At 64.4% G+C, this 13,776-nt stretch carries 19 protein-coding genes; 14 read left to right on the top strand and 5 right to left on the bottom strand.

From position 1 onward, the window contains the following. Nucleotides 1-418: 418 nt before the first annotated feature. The 8 genes from L0F51_RS17810 (at nt 419) to L0F51_RS17845 (ending at nt 6,963) form a co-directional block, all read left to right on the top strand. Entirely contained in the window at nt 419-2,767 is a 2,349-nt protein-coding gene (locus tag L0F51_RS17810; protein ID WP_234630529.1) for a putative monovalent cation/H+ antiporter subunit A, read from the top strand. Beyond that, nucleotides 2,764-3,180, top strand: a complete 417-nt coding sequence (locus tag L0F51_RS17815; RefSeq protein ID WP_234630530.1) for a Na+/H+ antiporter subunit B — start codon at nt 2,764-2,766, stop codon at nt 3,178-3,180. Before L0F51_RS17810 ends, L0F51_RS17815 begins: the two co-directional genes overlap by 4 nt. Then, nucleotides 3,180-3,557 (top strand): Na+/H+ antiporter subunit C, encoded by a 378-nt coding sequence (locus L0F51_RS17820; protein WP_234630531.1) that lies wholly within the window; start codon nt 3,180-3,182, stop codon nt 3,555-3,557. The genes L0F51_RS17815 and L0F51_RS17820 overlap by 1 nt, the downstream gene beginning before the upstream one ends. After that, the gene (locus L0F51_RS17825) at nt 3,557-5,143 is read left to right on the top strand and encodes a Na+/H+ antiporter subunit D (protein ID WP_234630532.1); all 1,587 of its coding nucleotides are present in this window, start codon (nt 3,557-3,559) and stop codon (nt 5,141-5,143) included. The genes L0F51_RS17820 and L0F51_RS17825 overlap by 1 nt, the downstream gene beginning before the upstream one ends. Then, complete coding sequence (locus L0F51_RS17830; protein WP_092809369.1) at nt 5,143-5,616, top strand: Na+/H+ antiporter subunit E; 474 nt, start codon at nt 5,143-5,145, stop codon at nt 5,614-5,616. The genes L0F51_RS17825 and L0F51_RS17830 overlap by 1 nt, the downstream gene beginning before the upstream one ends. After that, nucleotides 5,613-5,945 (top strand): cation:proton antiporter, encoded by a 333-nt coding sequence (locus L0F51_RS17835; RefSeq protein WP_234630533.1) that lies wholly within the window; start codon nt 5,613-5,615, stop codon nt 5,943-5,945. Before L0F51_RS17830 ends, L0F51_RS17835 begins: the two co-directional genes overlap by 4 nt. Then, nucleotides 5,942-6,307, top strand: coding sequence for a monovalent cation/H(+) antiporter subunit G (mnhG, locus tag L0F51_RS17840; protein ID WP_234630534.1), 366 nt, complete (start codon nt 5,942-5,944; stop codon nt 6,305-6,307). Before L0F51_RS17835 ends, mnhG begins: the two co-directional genes overlap by 4 nt. Nucleotides 6,308-6,549: 242 nt before the next feature. Next, entirely contained in the window at nt 6,550-6,963 is a 414-nt protein-coding gene (locus L0F51_RS17845; RefSeq protein WP_092809372.1) for a MucR family transcriptional regulator, read from the top strand. Between the two features lie 143 nt (nt 6,964-7,106). On the opposite strand, the gene L0F51_RS17850 is transcribed toward L0F51_RS17845, so the two are convergent. Beyond that, nucleotides 7,107-7,388 (bottom strand): DUF6477 family protein, encoded by a 282-nt coding sequence (locus tag L0F51_RS17850; protein ID WP_370642446.1) that lies wholly within the window; start codon nt 7,386-7,388, stop codon nt 7,107-7,109. A 261-nt stretch (nt 7,389-7,649) separates the two neighbouring features. Between L0F51_RS17850 and L0F51_RS17855 the strand changes: the two genes are divergently transcribed. Further along, nucleotides 7,650-8,117 carry a helix-turn-helix domain-containing protein gene (locus L0F51_RS17855; protein WP_234630536.1) on the top strand — a complete coding sequence of 156 codons (468 nt, stop codon included), beginning with the start codon at nt 7,650-7,652 and terminating at the stop codon, nt 8,115-8,117. Further along, nucleotides 8,114-8,932, top strand: a complete 819-nt coding sequence (locus L0F51_RS17860) for a DUF6456 domain-containing protein (protein ID WP_234630537.1) — start codon at nt 8,114-8,116, stop codon at nt 8,930-8,932. The genes L0F51_RS17855 and L0F51_RS17860 overlap by 4 nt, the downstream gene beginning before the upstream one ends. Before the next feature lie 40 nt (nt 8,933-8,972). On the opposite strand, the gene L0F51_RS17865 is transcribed toward L0F51_RS17860, so the two are convergent. Continuing rightward, entirely contained in the window at nt 8,973-9,392 is a 420-nt protein-coding gene (locus L0F51_RS17865) for a SufE family protein (protein ID WP_234630538.1), read from the bottom strand. Nucleotides 9,393-9,676: 284 nt separating this feature from the next. On the opposite strand from L0F51_RS17865, the gene L0F51_RS17870 reads away from it, so the two are divergent. Then, entirely contained in the window at nt 9,677-10,060 is a 384-nt protein-coding gene (locus tag L0F51_RS17870) for a hypothetical protein (RefSeq protein ID WP_234630539.1), read from the top strand. Nucleotides 10,061-10,188: 128 nt separating this feature from the next. Here the strand turns inward: L0F51_RS17870 and L0F51_RS17875 are convergent, their stop codons facing one another. Continuing rightward, a complete protein-coding gene (locus L0F51_RS17875) occupies nt 10,189-10,485 on the bottom strand; it encodes an AzlD domain-containing protein (RefSeq protein WP_234630540.1) in 297 nt (98 codons plus the stop codon). Further along, nucleotides 10,482-11,150 carry an AzlC family ABC transporter permease gene (locus L0F51_RS17880; RefSeq protein WP_234630541.1) on the bottom strand — a complete coding sequence of 223 codons (669 nt, stop codon included), beginning with the start codon at nt 11,148-11,150 and terminating at the stop codon, nt 10,482-10,484. Before L0F51_RS17880 ends, L0F51_RS17875 begins: the two co-directional genes overlap by 4 nt. Before the next feature lie 113 nt (nt 11,151-11,263). Here L0F51_RS17880 and L0F51_RS17885 point away from each other — a divergent pair, with 113 nt between their 5' ends. Then, nucleotides 11,264-11,722 carry an Lrp/AsnC family transcriptional regulator gene (locus tag L0F51_RS17885; RefSeq protein ID WP_128292577.1) on the top strand — a complete coding sequence of 153 codons (459 nt, stop codon included), beginning with the start codon at nt 11,264-11,266 and terminating at the stop codon, nt 11,720-11,722. 70 nt (nt 11,723-11,792) lie between these two features. On the opposite strand, the gene L0F51_RS17890 is transcribed toward L0F51_RS17885, so the two are convergent. After that, nucleotides 11,793-12,317, bottom strand: a complete 525-nt coding sequence (locus L0F51_RS17890; protein ID WP_234630542.1) for a DUF5330 domain-containing protein — start codon at nt 12,315-12,317, stop codon at nt 11,793-11,795. A 341-nt stretch (nt 12,318-12,658) separates the two neighbouring features. On the opposite strand from L0F51_RS17890, the gene L0F51_RS17895 reads away from it, so the two are divergent. Further along, on the top strand, nt 12,659-13,270 hold the full coding sequence (locus L0F51_RS17895) for a peptidoglycan-binding domain-containing protein (protein ID WP_234630543.1): 612 nt from the start codon (nt 12,659-12,661) through the stop codon (nt 13,268-13,270). A 79-nt stretch (nt 13,271-13,349) separates the two neighbouring features. Further along, complete coding sequence (locus L0F51_RS17900; protein WP_255701524.1) at nt 13,350-13,721, top strand: DUF1491 family protein; 372 nt, start codon at nt 13,350-13,352, stop codon at nt 13,719-13,721. The last annotated feature ends 55 nt before the right edge of the window (nt 13,722-13,776 follow it).

The raw sequence follows: 13,776 nt of genomic DNA on the forward strand, positions 1-13,776 counted from the left end.
CGGGGTGACGGCTGCAAGACAAAGCCGAGCGTTGCGTGTGGAGAAACAAGCGCTCGCATAAAAGACCGATGACCTCAGTGTTTCTGCCGTCAGGAATGGCTGAAGCTCCGCCAGAAGCGCGATGTCTTGTGCCGTCTCTGCCGCCCGACATACTTGCGATCGCGCGACTTCGACTGTGCTCGAGATCACACTTCTGCGAGGAAATGCGGCGGCGGCTGGACAAGGAAGGCGGCACCCGGTCTTTCTCCTGTCGCGATTTGCCGGAAAGCATGGGTCATGCTTGAAAATCGCCGCTCTCTAAGGATTGCCAGAAGCGCCCAAATGCTTAGCTTGTCCGGCTGAGGCGGCAAAGCTGGCAGCTTGCCCCGCTCTGGATCGCCCGCTATCCGTTCCTGGTCCCTCGAACGTCACCCCGCTGATGCAAGAATCCCAAATCGACTGGACTTATCTCGTCATGGCCGCCCCGTTTCTGGCGGCGTTCGTGGCGCCGCTTTTGAAGCGGCTGTTGGGTTCTGGCGCGTCCTGGATTCTGGCGGCGGCACCCGCGGCGATGTTTGTCTATTTCCTTGGCCTGATCGCGCCGATCGCGTCCGGCAGCGTCATCGCCAACGGCTTTGCCTGGGCACCGTCGCTTCAGATCAACTTTTCCTACCGCCTCGACGGGCTGTCGCTGCTGTTTGCGCTTCTCGTCTCGGGCATCGGCACGTTCATCCTGATTTATGCGGGCGCCTATCTCAAAGGCCATGCGCATCAGGGGCGCTTCTTCTCCTTCATCCTCCTCTTCATGGGGGCGATGCAGGGGCTGGTGCTCGCCGACGATTTCATGACGCTCTTCGTCTTCTGGGAGCTGACCTCGATCACCTCCTTCCTGTTGATCGGCTTCGATCACACGCGTGAGGCGGCAAGGCGCGCGGCACTGCAGGCGCTGGTGATCACGGCGGGAGGCGGGCTCTGCCTGCTGGCCGGGCTTTTGATCATGACCGGGCTCGTCGGCGTGCATTCGATGTCGGAGGCGATCGCGCTCGGCTCGAGCTTTGCGGAGAACCCCTATTATCTGCCGGTGCTGATCCTGCTTCTCGGCGGCGCCTTTACGAAATCGGCGCAGTTTCCGTTCCATTCCTGGCTCGCCAACGCCATGGAGGCGCCGACGCCGGTCTCGGCCTATCTGCATTCGGCGACGATGGTGAAGGCCGGCGTCTATCTGCTTTTGCGCGTCCATCCCTTCATGGGCGAGACGGTGCTGTGGACGACGATCCTGCCGCTCTTCGGCGGCGCGACGCTTCTCGCCGGCACGCTTCTGGCGCTCCGCCAGACGGATCTGAAGCTCATCCTCGCCTATACGACGGTCGCCTCGCTCGGCCTTCTCGTCATGCTGACGGGGACGAGCAACGAGACGGCGATTTTGGGTGCGCTCGTCTACCTTCTCGCCCATTCGCTCTTCAAGGGCGGCCTCTTCATGATGGCGGGCTCGGTCGACCACGAGGCGGGCACGCGCGATCTGCGCGAGCTCGGCGGTCTCGGGCTCAAAATGCCGGTCACCTTCCTTTCGGGCCTCGTTCTCGCCTGGGCGATGGGCGGGCTTTTCGTGACGCTCGGCTTCTTCGCCAAGGAGGCGATGTATGAAGGGCTTCTGCACGGAGAGGGCACGACGCCCGTAACGCTTGGCGTCGCCGTCTTCGGCAACGGTCTCATGTTCGCGGCCGCCTTTGCCGTCGGATTGCTGCCTTTCATCGGCAAGCGGCCCGAGAATCTTTCCGGCGCGCATGAAGGCCCGATCGGGCTGTGGATCGGCCCGCTCGTCCTCGCCTGTCTCAGCGTCGCCGGCATCGTCTTTGCGGCCTTCACGCAAGAGGCGCTGATCGGCCCGACGCTTGCCGCCGTCGCCGGGGCAAAGCCCAATCCGGATCTCTCCTACGCCATCCACGTGAACGAGGCTTTTGCCGCCTCCGGCGTCACCTGGGCGATCGGCATCCTGGCGCTTCTCGCCCTGCGGCCGGTGCGGCGCGGGCTCGCGGCGATCCTCGATGCGATCGGCTGGGGTCCCGACCGGGGCTTCGACCAGCTCGTGAACGGGCTCACGACCGGCTCGGCCGCGGTGACGCGCTTCATCCAGAACGGCGATCTGGAACGCTATCTTTCCATCACCTTCACGGTGCTGGCGCTCGTCCTGGTCGTGCCGCTTCTGGTCTTCGGCGAATGGCCGCATGCGCCTGAGACCTTCGCGCTCGCGCCGCATGAATGGGCGGTGATGGGGCTTGCGGCCGTCGGTCTCGTCGCCGTCATCGTGGCGGAGAACCGGCTGACGGCGATCGTCTCTCTCGGCATCCAGGGCTTTGCCGTGGCGCTGATCTATATGCTCTTCGGCGCGCCGGACCTTTCCTTCACGCAATTCATGGTGGAGACGCTTTCGGTCGTCATCCTGGCGCTCGTGATGACGCGTCTGTCGCTGATGACGGCCGACCGGCGCAATTATTTCCAGCGCGCCAAGGACGGAACGATCGCGCTCGCCTGCGGCATCGGCACGGCGGCCTTGCTGATCGCCGTGACGAACCAGCCCTTCGATTCGCGCCTGTCGGATTTCTTTGCGGAGCATTCGCGAACCATCGCCCATGGCCGCAACATCGTGAACGTCATCATCGTCGACTTCCGTGGTCTCGATACTTTGGGTGAGATCGCGGTCGTCATGATCACCGGTCTCGCCATTCTCGCTCTGCTGCGCTTCCCGGCGCCGTGGCGTCAGACGAGAGCCGTGGAGGAAGAGAAGTGAGCACCGTCATCTTTCGCGCGATCGCGCCTTATCTCACGGCCTTGATGGTGCTGTTTTCGGTCTTCGTGCTCTTGCGCGGCCACAACAATCCGGGCGGCGGCTTCATCGGCGGGCTGATCGCGGCTTCCGCCTTCGCGATCTACGGCATCGCCTATGGCGTGCCGCCGGTGCGCCGGGCCCTGCGCTTTCATCCGATGGGGATCGCCGCTTTCGGGCTCGTCGTGGCGACCCTTGCCGGGGTGCCGTCGCTTCTCGGCGGCAAGCCGTTTTTGACGGTGCTGTGGGCCTATCCGACGATCTTCGGCATGGAGGTCGCCGTCTCCACGGCGACGTTCTTCGATATCGGCGTCTATCTGGTGGTTCTCGGGACCATCACCTCCGTGGCGCTGTCGCTGGAAGAAAGGGAGCGCTGATGGAAGGCCCGCTTGCGCTTCTCGTCGGCTGCTTCTTCGCATCCGCCGTTTATCTGATGCTGTCGGATTCCCTGATCCGCATCCTGCTTGGCGTGACCATCCTCTCGAACGCCGTCAATCTTCTGATTTTCACGGCTGGGCGGATCGTCAAGGAAGTGCCGCCGATCATTCCCGAAGAGGCGATGGTGCCGCCGTTTGCGACCGCCAATCCGCTGCCGCAGGCGCTGATTTTGACGGCGATCGTCATCTCGTTCTCGTTCTTCGCCTTCCTGCTGGTTCTGGTGTTCCGCGCCTATCAGGGGCTCGGCACGGACAAAACCGGGAAGATGCATATGGCCGAGCAGCCGGGTGATCCGGTTCCGCCCAGGGGCTATTGATGGCAGAGAGTGCAGGCCATGCAGCGGTGGACGTCGCGTCCGCCATGGTGACGGCGCCGATCGCGCCCCTGGACGCGATCATCGTCGCGCCGACTTTGATCACCCTTCTTTTCGGATCCGTCCTGTTGATGGCGCGCAAGCGCCCGGAAACGCAGGCACCGCTCGGCATTGCCGGGCTCCTGTTTTTGACGGCGGCGACGGCCGGCATTCTGGCGCGCGTCGTGACCGGCGGGCCGCTGACCATGACGATGGGCAGCTGGCTGCCGCCCTTCGGCATCACCTTTGCCGTCGATGCGCTCGGTGCCTCCTTCGCCTTCGTGTCGTCGGTGGTGGCGCTCGTCGTCGGTGTTTTCGCAAGCCGCGGCCTGCGGCGCGTGGAGAGCCGCTACGGGTTTTATCCCTTTCTGCTGCTGATGATGACGGGCGTGTGCAACGCCTTCCTCACCGGCGACATCTTCAATCTCTATGTCTGGTTCGAAGTGATGCTGATCGCCTCCTTCGGCCTCATCGTCCTCGGCAATTCCAAAGAGCAGCTCGACGGCGCGGTGCGCTATGCCGTCCTCAATCTTCTGGCTGCGGCCTTCTTCCTGACGGCGACCGGCTATCTCTACGGCGCGCTCGGCACGCTCAACATGGCCGAGATCGCGATCAAGCTGCGCGAAGGCGTGCCCGGAATGCCGATCAACACGATCACGGCGCTTTATATTCTGGGCTTCGGCATGAAGGCGGCGGCGTTTCCGGTCGCCTTCTGGCTGCCGGCCTCCTATCACACGCCGTCGCCTTCCGCGGGCGCCGTCTTTGCCGGGCTTTTGACCAAGGTCGGCGCCTATGCGCTGTTGCGCACGCTGATCATGCTGATGCCCTCGGAAGAGGCGCTCTACGACACGTTTCTGACGGCGCTCGCCATCGGCACGATGCTTCTCGGCTCGCTCGGTGCGATGGCGCATTCCGATTTCCGGCGCATCCTCGGCTATCTCGTCATCTCCGGCATCGGCGTGATCCTGGCGGGGCTTGCGATCGGCACGGCGGAGGGGCTGTCGGGCGGCATCTTCTATGCCTTCCATTCGATGATCGTCATGTCGGCGCTCTATCTCGCCTCCGGGCTCGTCGGCCAGCTCGGCGGCAGCCAGGATCTGCGCAAGCTCGGCGGGCTCTACGGCGCGAGCCCGCTGTTGGCCGGGCTGACGCTGACCCTCGTCTTTTCCGTCTCCGCGCTGCCGCCGTTTTCCGGCTTCTGGGCGAAGATCCTGGTGACCGAAGCGGCGATGGTGGACGGGCGCTGGTGGCTTGCCGGCATCGTGCTCGGCACGGGCCTTCTCAACGCCCTCGCTTCGGGGCGCGCCTTCACGCAGATCTTCTGGCGCGGCGGACCGGTGGGGACGCCGGACGGCGCGGAAAAGAGCGTGCCCGGCGAGATCGTCGCTGAAGACCGGGCGGTGCTCTTCGGCTCGCTTGGCGCTCTCACCTTGATGAGCCTCGTCATCGGCCTGTGGCCCGCGCCGCTGATGCGGCTTGCGGAAGCCGGTGCGGCCGGGCTTCTTGATCCGACCCTTTATATTCGCGCGGTGTTTGGAGGCGCTTCCTGATGGTGCTGTTTCCCGTCAACGTGCTTCTGGCACTCGCCTGGGCGTCGATCACCGGCAGCTTCACGCTGCCGAACCTGCTGTTCGGCTTCGTGCTCGGCGCCATCGCGCTGTGGCTCATTCGCGAGCAGATCGGCACGCGCGGCTATATCGGCCGCTCGCTCAGGGTGATCAATCTGTTCTTCCTGTTCATCTACGAACTGGTCATGTCGGCGCTCAAGGTGACCTGGATCGTCCTGCAGCCGAAGATGCCGATTTCGCCCGGCCTGATCGCCTATCCGCTCAGGGTGAACCGCGATTTCGAGATCACGTTGCTTGCCAATCTCATCACGCTGACGCCCGGCACCTTGTCGGTCGACGTGTCGGAGGACCGGCGCACGCTTTACATCCATGCCATCGACGTGCCCGATCCGGACCAACTGAAACGCGATATCGCACAAGGCTTTGAGCGAAAGATACTGGAGGCGTTCCGATGAGTGCTACCGAGTTTCTCGAAATCTGTGTCGCGATTTCGCTGGCGCTTCTCGTGCTTTCGTTTGCGCTGATCACCATTCGGATCGTGCGCGGCCCGACCTTTGCGGACCGGGTTCTGGCGCTCGACATGCTGGTGTCCACCGGCATCGGTTTCATTGCCGTGATCGGCGTGAAAACTGGTTTTTATCTTTATATCGACATTGCAATCGCTCTTGGTCTCGTCGGTTTTCTTGCAACCGTAGCGTTTGCCCGCTTCGTGATGCATTGCGGAGACGTGCTCGGAGGCGAATCAGCAATGTGCTACGGCTCCGATTCGGAGAAGCAGCGATGAGCGGCTTTCTCGACGTCTTGGTCGGCGTGATGATTGTGATCGGCGCGCTTTTCGCAGTCGTTGCGAGCGTCGGCCTCTTGCGTTTTCCTGACCTTTACACGCGCATGCACGCGGCCAGCAAAGCGGGAACCTTGGGCTCCGGGCTGATGTTGTTGGCCCTTGCCTTAGAAGCGCCCCATTTAGACATCTTCACTCGCGCCGTGGCAGGTGTGGTGTTCTTCCTTCTCACCGCTCCGGTTTCCGCGCATCTTCTGGCCCGGGCTGCCTACCTCACTGGTGTAAAGCCGGTTCCTGAGACGGAACCCGACGACTATTCGCGGGCTATCGGGGTGACGCGCTCCGATCCGGAAGGCGAGCGCTGAAACAAAGACTGCCATCTTCCGTAAAAGCGGGGTGGCACTTTGTTGGCGAATTCCTATCTTTCCAGGAATGAGCAAGCGAGTGCTGACATATTTTCACACCTTCTTGTTGCGCGCGGTGAAACGCCGCTAAGATTGCTGTGATGTAAGGTTTTTTCTTCTTGTCAGACCGCGCCACCAGCAGTAGCAAGGCGCACTTGATGACTTGCAGTGTGTTGCTGCAAAGGTCACATAGCGAGGATTCAATGGCAGAGGCTATCCAGAACGACAACCTGATCGAGCTCACGGCAGACATCGTATCTGCCTATGTGAGCAACAACACAATTGCGGCTGGCGATATTTCCGGTCTGATCGGCAATATCTATCAGGCGCTGCAGACGACCGCCGATGGCGGCGCTGAGCCTGAGCCGGAGCCGCAGAAGCCGGCTGTTCCGGTCCGTCGCTCGATCAATCCGGACTACATTATTTGTCTGGAAGACGGAAAGAAGTTCAAGTCGCTGAAGCGTCACCTGCGCACGCATTACGACCTGTCCCCGGAAGAGTATCGCGAGAAGTGGGGCCTGCCGGCCGACTATCCGATGGTCGCTCCGAACTATGCAAAAGCCCGCTCGCAGCTTGCCAAGCAGATGGGTCTTGGTCAGAAGCGCGGCCGCCGCTGAACGACGTTTTCTTCCGAACGTGTCAGACGCCGGCCCTTATGCCGGCGTTTTACTTTTCCGGTCGGCGGCTCCCACGCCGGCGCTATGCTTTCCCCGGACGCCGGCTCCCAGGCCGGCGTTTTGCTTTTCCCAGACGCCGGCTTTCATGCCGGCGTTTTGCGTTTCAAGGTCTGGGCCTGGCAGAGCCGCGCAAGCTCGCCGCTTTCGACGTCGAGCGCTGTCTTGAGCGCGATGTGGCGATTGAGATCGTAGCTCCCATGGCCGGCCCGGCCTTTCCTGCGCTCCGCGCGCAGGGCGCATTTGAGACGCGCAACGATGCTGCGCGCGCGCTCCGTGTCATTCGTCCCGAGCTCTTCCGGCAGACGATGGATCAACCGCGGCAGGTCGCTGTCGCGGCAATAGGTGCCGGCGCCGCTTTTGGCCAAGCGGGGAGGCGCCGGGTTCTGGCGCCGTTGGCGGCGAGTGGGCCTGCCGGCCCCGCCTGAGATTTGGGGATCGTAAAAGCACTGCGCATCGACCATGCCGGGAGCTCCTGAAGCTTTCGCGGCACGATCGCAGCCCCCGGAGCGGCGGGGATAAGTTCGGCGCCTCCCGGCGCGACAAGGTGTGCGGTAAGCTTAAAAACATATCCCCGGTTGCGCTTCTTCGCGATATAGGAAAGAAATCCTATTATCGGAGGAGGGGCCATGCAGAACCATTTTTACGACGATTTGCGGGGGCCGCAGGGGGCTTTCGGGCCTTATCGGGGCGAGGGCGGCCGCGCCGTCGCCGGGCGTGCCGCTACCGGACGGGCCGCCGCCGGGCGTGCTGTCGTCAGGGATCGGGAGGCGGATGCGGAGAGTTCCGTCTGCCGCTTTGCCGAGGCGGCGCTCGGGGCGGTCTTTCGGGTCGGGCACCATGACCTGCGCAAGGCCGGACGGGGCGTCGCGCGGGTGGCGCAGACGCGGCAGGCGGCGATGTATCTCGTCCATGTCGGCTCCGGCCTGACGCTGACCAAGGTCGGCGCGCATTTCGGCCGCGACCGCACCACCGTCGCCCATGGCTGCCGGATGATCGAGGAACGCCGCGACGAGCCGGTCTTCGACCAGGTGATGGAAAGCCTCGAATTCGCGCTGCGGCGCTGGATGGAGGTTTTCGGCGAGGATGTGAGATGAGCCGCGGGAAGAGACGCGGCGGGGCGCTCGAAAGCCTGATCGAGATGCTGCTGGCCCATCGGGAGGCACAGCTGGTGGAGGCGGATGCGGCGACCTTCTGCTGCGAGGGCGTGCCGGGGCGGCGGCGCGAGATCCCGGCCGCCCTCGTCAAGAAGCTTCTGGCGGCGGGCCTCCTCTGCGAGGCCGGAGAGACGGGGCTTGTCGCGAGCGCGGAGGCCGCGGCATGGCTTCGGCGCCAGAAAGCTGGTGAGCCCGCCTTTCTGGCGCAGCACAAATGCCTGGAACGGCAGAAGGGCGGCTCATCCTCGGCGCCCGCGCCGCTCACCGATCTCGACGAGAGCCCGATCGGCCTCCTCGCCCGCAGGGGCGGCGAGGAGGGCGCGCCCTATCTCGGCGCCCCCCTGGTGGCGGCGGCGGAGCGGCTTCGCCGCGACTTCGAGCGCGCGAGCCTGCAGCCGCGCATCACCGCCAATTGGCAGGCCGACCTCAAGGCGCCGAAAGGCTCCCGTCAGCGGGGCGGTCAGGCGGATCTGACGGAGATGGCGATCGCCGCCCGCGCCCGCTTTCATGCCGCCATGGACGCGGTCGGCCCCGAACTCGCGGGCGTGCTTGTCGATGTCGCCTGTTTCCTCAAAGGTCTGTCGAGCGTGGAGCGCGAGCGCGGCTATCCGGCGCGATCGGCGAAGCTCGTCCTCAAACTCGCGCTGCAGGCGCTCGCCCGCCATTACGGCCTAGACGAAGAGGCCGAAGGCAAAGCGCATGTGGCGATGCGCCATTGGGGCGCCGAGGGCTATCGGCCCACGATCGGCGAGTGAGAGGACGAAGAGAAAAGAAATGCGCCGCGAGCGGGGGTGGCTATTGTGCGAGCCGGCTCTCCGCGTCGCGGCGGATGCGCTGCAGCATGGCGGAGAGGCCGTTGGAGCGCTGCGCCGTCAGATGTTCGCGCAGGCCCATGCGGGCGAAGACGGCTTCGGCATCGGTCTTCAGGATCTCTTCGGGTGTCGTGCCGGAATAGAGCGCGAGCACGATGGCGATGAGGCCGCGCACGATATGGGCATCGCTGTCGCCGCGGAAGACGAGGACCGCTTCGCCGTCCTTCACCGCGTCTTCGCTGACGAGCCAGACCTGGCTCGCACAGCCGCGGACTTTCGTGGCCTCCGTGCGTTCCTCGGCCGGCATCTCCGGCAAGGCCCGTCCGAGCTCGATCACGTACCGGTAGCGATCCTCCCATTCGTCGAGGAAGGCGAAATCGTCGATGATGGACTGAATGCTCATGAAGGCCTGTCGCGTTCTTGCGTGTCCGCCGGGAGGTGTGCCCCCCGACCGTCGCCGGGCGTCTCAAAAAAGGTGGTGCAAGGCAAAATAGGCATATGAGCCCGGGGCACAAGCGCCGAAGGCCGGATGCGGCCTTGATGCGCGGTCCTGACAAGCGGCCCCTGACACGCGGCTCTGTTTGCGCGAATGGGCCGCGTTAACGGCAATCCAAAACATGATTACCACTTTGTGAAGTTTTGGCTTATTGTTGAAGCTAAGTTCTACGTTTTGCTGGAGCGAAACCCATGCAAGAGCAGCGCGCCCTCAGACGGCACCATTTGGACAAACGGTCGACCGTCATGTCGCATCGGCTCTATGCCAATTGCCAGGTGCGCAACATCAGCCCGACCGGTGCCTGCATCGAGTTGGACAGCCGGGCCGTTCTGCCCGCGAGCGTGCGTCTGCCGATGCCCAATTGCGGCACTGCCTCGGCGAAGCTGGTGTGGCAGCGCGGCAAGCTCGCCGGCGTCGCGTTCGACCAGCCTTTGAACGGCGATGTACTGACCCAGTACATCGATGCGCGCGCCCCCGTCCGCCAGGAGCGGCAGGTGGCAAGGGATCTCGCCTCGACCATCGGCAAGCCGGCCGCACGCGCGCATCTGCGCCTCATCGATTGCTCGGCCGACTGAGCCTCGCCCAACAGGCTGTTCTCGCGCGGCGGCGTGTGGCTGCGCGCCGCTGAACGAATCCGGCCGTTTGAAAAGGATTGGCGGATGGAAGCCACATGCTCCGTCCGCAGTGTGAGCCGCGTTGTGCTTCAGCCGATGAGCAGCGCGAGCGCGACATAGGCCGCGAGACCGCCGCCCATCGTCACGACGACGTTGTTGGAAATCCGGGCGATGGCCACGGCGAGCGCCGCGGCGATCCAGGTTGTGGCCTCCGTGCCGGCGAGGGACGTGGCGACGAGCGCGACGACGATCAGGCCCGGCAGATCATCCAGAACGAAAGCGAAGCGGGACTGACGCAGGCGGTCGCCGGCGAGGAACCCGAGAAGGCGCGTCGCGAAGGTGGCGACCGCGAGCCCGGCGATCAAGATCCATTGCGCAGAGCTCATGCCGACCTCCGATAGCGGCGCAGGAGAGCCGCAAGGGCGAGGCCGGCGAGAGACGCGACGAGGATTGCCGACGCCCGCGAGATCCCTGCCGAGACGAGGCCGATCGCCAGCACGAAGGTCATTCCCCAGGGAAGAAACGCGGCGATGCGTCTGGGCGCCATGCTCCGCGCCATCGCAATGAACGCCGCGGTGAAGGCGAAGCCGAGCCCGGCCGCATCGAGGTCGGGCAGGACCGCGCCGATCTGCGCGCCGATCGCCGTCGATGTGAACCAGGTGACGAACATGACGCTGCCCGCCCCGAGGAGGAAGGGCGCGCCGATGCTCGGATCCTTGCCGCGCTCCGACAGGGTGAGCGCCCAGTTCTCATCGGAGGTGAGGTGCAGGGCGAGGAGACGCCGCCATGGCGGCAGGCGGGCCAGGAGGCCGGCGAGCGAAGCCGTGATCCCGAGATAGCGCAGATTCATGATCGCGCCCGCGACGATCGCTCCGCCGAGGCCGCTTCCCGCCGAGAACTGATCGACGGCGACGATCTGCGACGATCCCGCGTGAACGCCGGCACTCATGAGCCCGACGCCCCACCAGGGAAAGCCTGCCTGAGCCGCCAGGACCCCGAAGGCGAGGCCGTAAAGTGCGGCGCCGACGGCGAGCGGCAGGATGGAGAGCATGCCTCGTTTCATGCCATCGGTTTATCTGTCCGGGGCGAGACGATGAATGCGCCTGTTGCGTTTTCGGTGATAGGATCAGCGCATAATAGGCAACCTCTCGAGTGAAAAAGATCATGGATGACAAAGATCGTGCGCTGCTTGTCGAACTTCAGCGCAATGCCCGGCTGCCGATCGCCGAACTGGCCGATCGGGCGGGGCTTTCGAACGCATCCGTTCAGCGGCGATTGAAGGCGTTGCGCGAGGAGGGCGTCATCCAAAACGAGGTGGCGCTGCTCGACCGGCAGAAGCTCGGTCTCGGAGTGACCGCCGTGATTTTAGTCGACCTGGAGCGCGACCGGCTCGACCAGATCGACGCCTTCAAGCGCAAGGCGCGCGCCGAACCGCAGGTTCTGCATCTCTACTGTATCGCCGGCGAGATGGATTTCGTGATGATCGCCGTTGCGCGCGACATGGCCGATTACGAGGCCCTGACGCACCGGCTGTTCTTCGCCGATGCCAATGTCCGGAAGTTCCGAACCTCCATCGTGGTTTCGACGGAAAAGGCGAGCTCGGAATATCCGATTCTGCCGTGAGAAAGCGGGCGCGGCGTCAGTGGCCCTCGGGCGGACGGAGATCGCCGGCCGGCTGCGCGGCGGTCGCGCGCTAGAGAAGGCGTGGGCGGGGCTGCGGCAGGTCGATCTCCACGTGCCTGGCGCTCGGGGAGCCGTCGTCGCTCGATGCGGATTGCGAGCCGTCGAACCGCGCTTCGTTTGTTTCTTGGGTTTGAGCGTCGATGCCGTCCTCTGCCGGCTCCGACACGGGCAGGCGCGCGCTCGCCGGGATCGCCTCGATCGGGGGCGCGCCCCGGCCGCTCCACGGCACGGAAAGGTCGCTTGCGCTGAGGCTGCCGTGATCGACGTCGCCGTCATCGTTGCCGCCGGTGCTGGCGGAGAGGGCGGCGGAGGCCATGTCGCGCCCGGTGGCGATCTTGCGGCCGAGAAGGGTGAAGGTCTCGCGACTCGTGGCGCAGGCTTCCGGATGCCGATCGCACACGCCGCTCACATCCTTGGCGAGAACCTGGAAGGCGAGGGCGGATTCCAAAAGGGTGACGCGCGGAGGCGGACCGCCATCGGGCGACGGAGGCAGAACCAAGATCAGTGCCGTCAACCAGAAGATTGATCGGAACAAGAACATAACCTTACCCTGTTTGCGGATTCTTCCGATCCAGCGCCGCGAAGGAACCATGAAGGCTCCAAAATCGCGTTCATCCGATATCTACAATTCGACGCAAATCCGGCTCATTCCAGGCACTAAGGGGCTATTTCCTCGAGCTGTTCCCGAAAGCTTGCTGGGGTGGTTAATACATGCTTTGTGCCGGTGATCGGCGCGACCGCCAGCCGCGGTTTGGCAGAGTTCAAGTTTCCTTAAGCCAAAGCGGCGAAGTTGAGGCACGACAAGCCGGTCTGAAGGAGGCCGGTCGACGATGGGGTTGGTGTGTGAGTGTGATGGCCTCCGAGGCGGATCGACCGATGTCCCGGACGACGAGCCGGGCTGCAGGCGGACGCCGGAAGCGACAGACGCGGGGTGACAAGACCGCGGCGGCGAAGCCGGCAGCGACGAAGGCGTCCTCAGCCCTCGGCGAGCGGAGCCGGCTCGGCCTCGTCCTGCGCCATGGCCCGGCGGCCGCGCTCGGGCTTCTGGCCGTGGCCGCCATCGTCAATGCGCTCGTCCTGCAGCATGGGCGCCATCCCGATCCGCTCTTTGCCACGCGGGAGAGAGAGCCCGTCTCGACGCTCCAGGCGGGGGAGAAGGGCGATCTCGAAATGATCATCCGCACCGGCCTCGTCGTGCCGCGCGAACGCCCGGACGCGGTTGGGGCCGCAGAGACGGCCGCCCCTGCCGAGACTTCCTCGGAACGCCCCGCTTCGGACTCGGCCCCCGACCCGGTCGTCTTCGCCGTGCAGCAGGCCCTCGCCGATACTGCCTATGGCCCGGTGACGGCAGACGGTCTCAAGGGCCATGAAACGACCGAGGCACTGAGGCGCTTCCAGCTCGATCAGGGGCTCAAGGTGAACGGCGAGATCGATCGCGAGACGCTCGACCGGCTGGCCGCGATCGGCGCCATGCCGGACAATCCGTAAGCCCGTGTTTCCACTCATGTGGTTTCGGGCCGGCTGCGAAGCTGGACCCTCACGGCCATGGTGAGGCCATGGTGAGCCCATGGTGAGATTGCGCACCGACATCTTCGTGCAGGCGTTGATTCGCCGTGTCTCGGCCACGGGTGCCTTTGCCACCGTAGCGCGCAAAGGCGCGCTCGAAGCTGGCACGCTCTTCATCATCGTCGATCGTCTCGACGGACGTCTCGATCTCTATGGTCCTGCACCACAAAGCTTTTTCATGGATGAGACGGAGATGCCGGCCGATCGTTTCTTCACACCACTTGTGCGCGAGGGCGAACGCGGCAAGATTGAGGAAAGGTTGGTGAGCGAAAGCCGTTTCGATCCTGACTTATGGGTGGTGGAGATTGAGGATCGGGAAGGACGTTCCTTCGTCGCGGTGGCAGACAGCGACGCTTCGTCGGGGCGGCCATAACCCAGAATCGCTTTATCCCCGTTCAGCAGTTGTTAACCATACTGCGGCGACAGTG

The organism is Afifella sp. H1R (assembly GCF_021462425.1).
Lineage (GTDB): Bacteria > Pseudomonadota > Alphaproteobacteria > Rhizobiales > Afifellaceae > Afifella > Afifella aestuarii.

What these genes read in the sequence shown, in the direction of transcription:
- L0F51_RS17895 (WP_234630543.1), top strand. Translation starts at nt 12,659, where the DNA reads ATGTCCCGGACGACGAGCCGGGCTGCAGGCGGACGCCGGAAGCGACAG.
- L0F51_RS17835 (WP_234630533.1), top strand. Translation starts at nt 5,613, where the DNA reads ATGAGTGCTACCGAGTTTCTCGAAATCTGTGTCGCGATTTCGCTGGCG.
- L0F51_RS17865 (WP_234630538.1), bottom strand. Translation starts at nt 9,392, where the DNA reads ATGAGCATTCAGTCCATCATCGACGATTTCGCCTTCCTCGACGAATGG.
- L0F51_RS17860 (WP_234630537.1), top strand. Translation starts at nt 8,114, where the DNA reads ATGAGCCGCGGGAAGAGACGCGGCGGGGCGCTCGAAAGCCTGATCGAG.
- L0F51_RS17880 (WP_234630541.1), bottom strand. Translation starts at nt 11,150, where the DNA reads ATGCTCTCCATCCTGCCGCTCGCCGTCGGCGCCGCACTTTACGGCCTC.
- L0F51_RS17855 (WP_234630536.1), top strand. Translation starts at nt 7,650, where the DNA reads ATGCAGAACCATTTTTACGACGATTTGCGGGGGCCGCAGGGGGCTTTC.
- L0F51_RS17830 (WP_092809369.1), top strand. Translation starts at nt 5,143, where the DNA reads ATGGTGCTGTTTCCCGTCAACGTGCTTCTGGCACTCGCCTGGGCGTCG.
- L0F51_RS17820 (WP_234630531.1), top strand. Translation starts at nt 3,180, where the DNA reads ATGGAAGGCCCGCTTGCGCTTCTCGTCGGCTGCTTCTTCGCATCCGCC.
- L0F51_RS17845 (WP_092809372.1), top strand. Translation starts at nt 6,550, where the DNA reads ATGGCAGAGGCTATCCAGAACGACAACCTGATCGAGCTCACGGCAGAC.
- L0F51_RS17825 (WP_234630532.1), top strand. Translation starts at nt 3,557, where the DNA reads ATGGCAGAGAGTGCAGGCCATGCAGCGGTGGACGTCGCGTCCGCCATG.
- L0F51_RS17900 (WP_255701524.1), top strand. Translation starts at nt 13,350, where the DNA reads ATGGTGAGATTGCGCACCGACATCTTCGTGCAGGCGTTGATTCGCCGT.
- L0F51_RS17885 (WP_128292577.1), top strand. Translation starts at nt 11,264, where the DNA reads ATGGATGACAAAGATCGTGCGCTGCTTGTCGAACTTCAGCGCAATGCC.
- L0F51_RS17810 (WP_234630529.1), top strand. Translation starts at nt 419, where the DNA reads ATGCAAGAATCCCAAATCGACTGGACTTATCTCGTCATGGCCGCCCCG.
- mnhG (WP_234630534.1), top strand. Translation starts at nt 5,942, where the DNA reads ATGAGCGGCTTTCTCGACGTCTTGGTCGGCGTGATGATTGTGATCGGC.
- L0F51_RS17875 (WP_234630540.1), bottom strand. Translation starts at nt 10,485, where the DNA reads ATGAGCTCTGCGCAATGGATCTTGATCGCCGGGCTCGCGGTCGCCACC.
- L0F51_RS17870 (WP_234630539.1), top strand. Translation starts at nt 9,677, where the DNA reads ATGCAAGAGCAGCGCGCCCTCAGACGGCACCATTTGGACAAACGGTCG.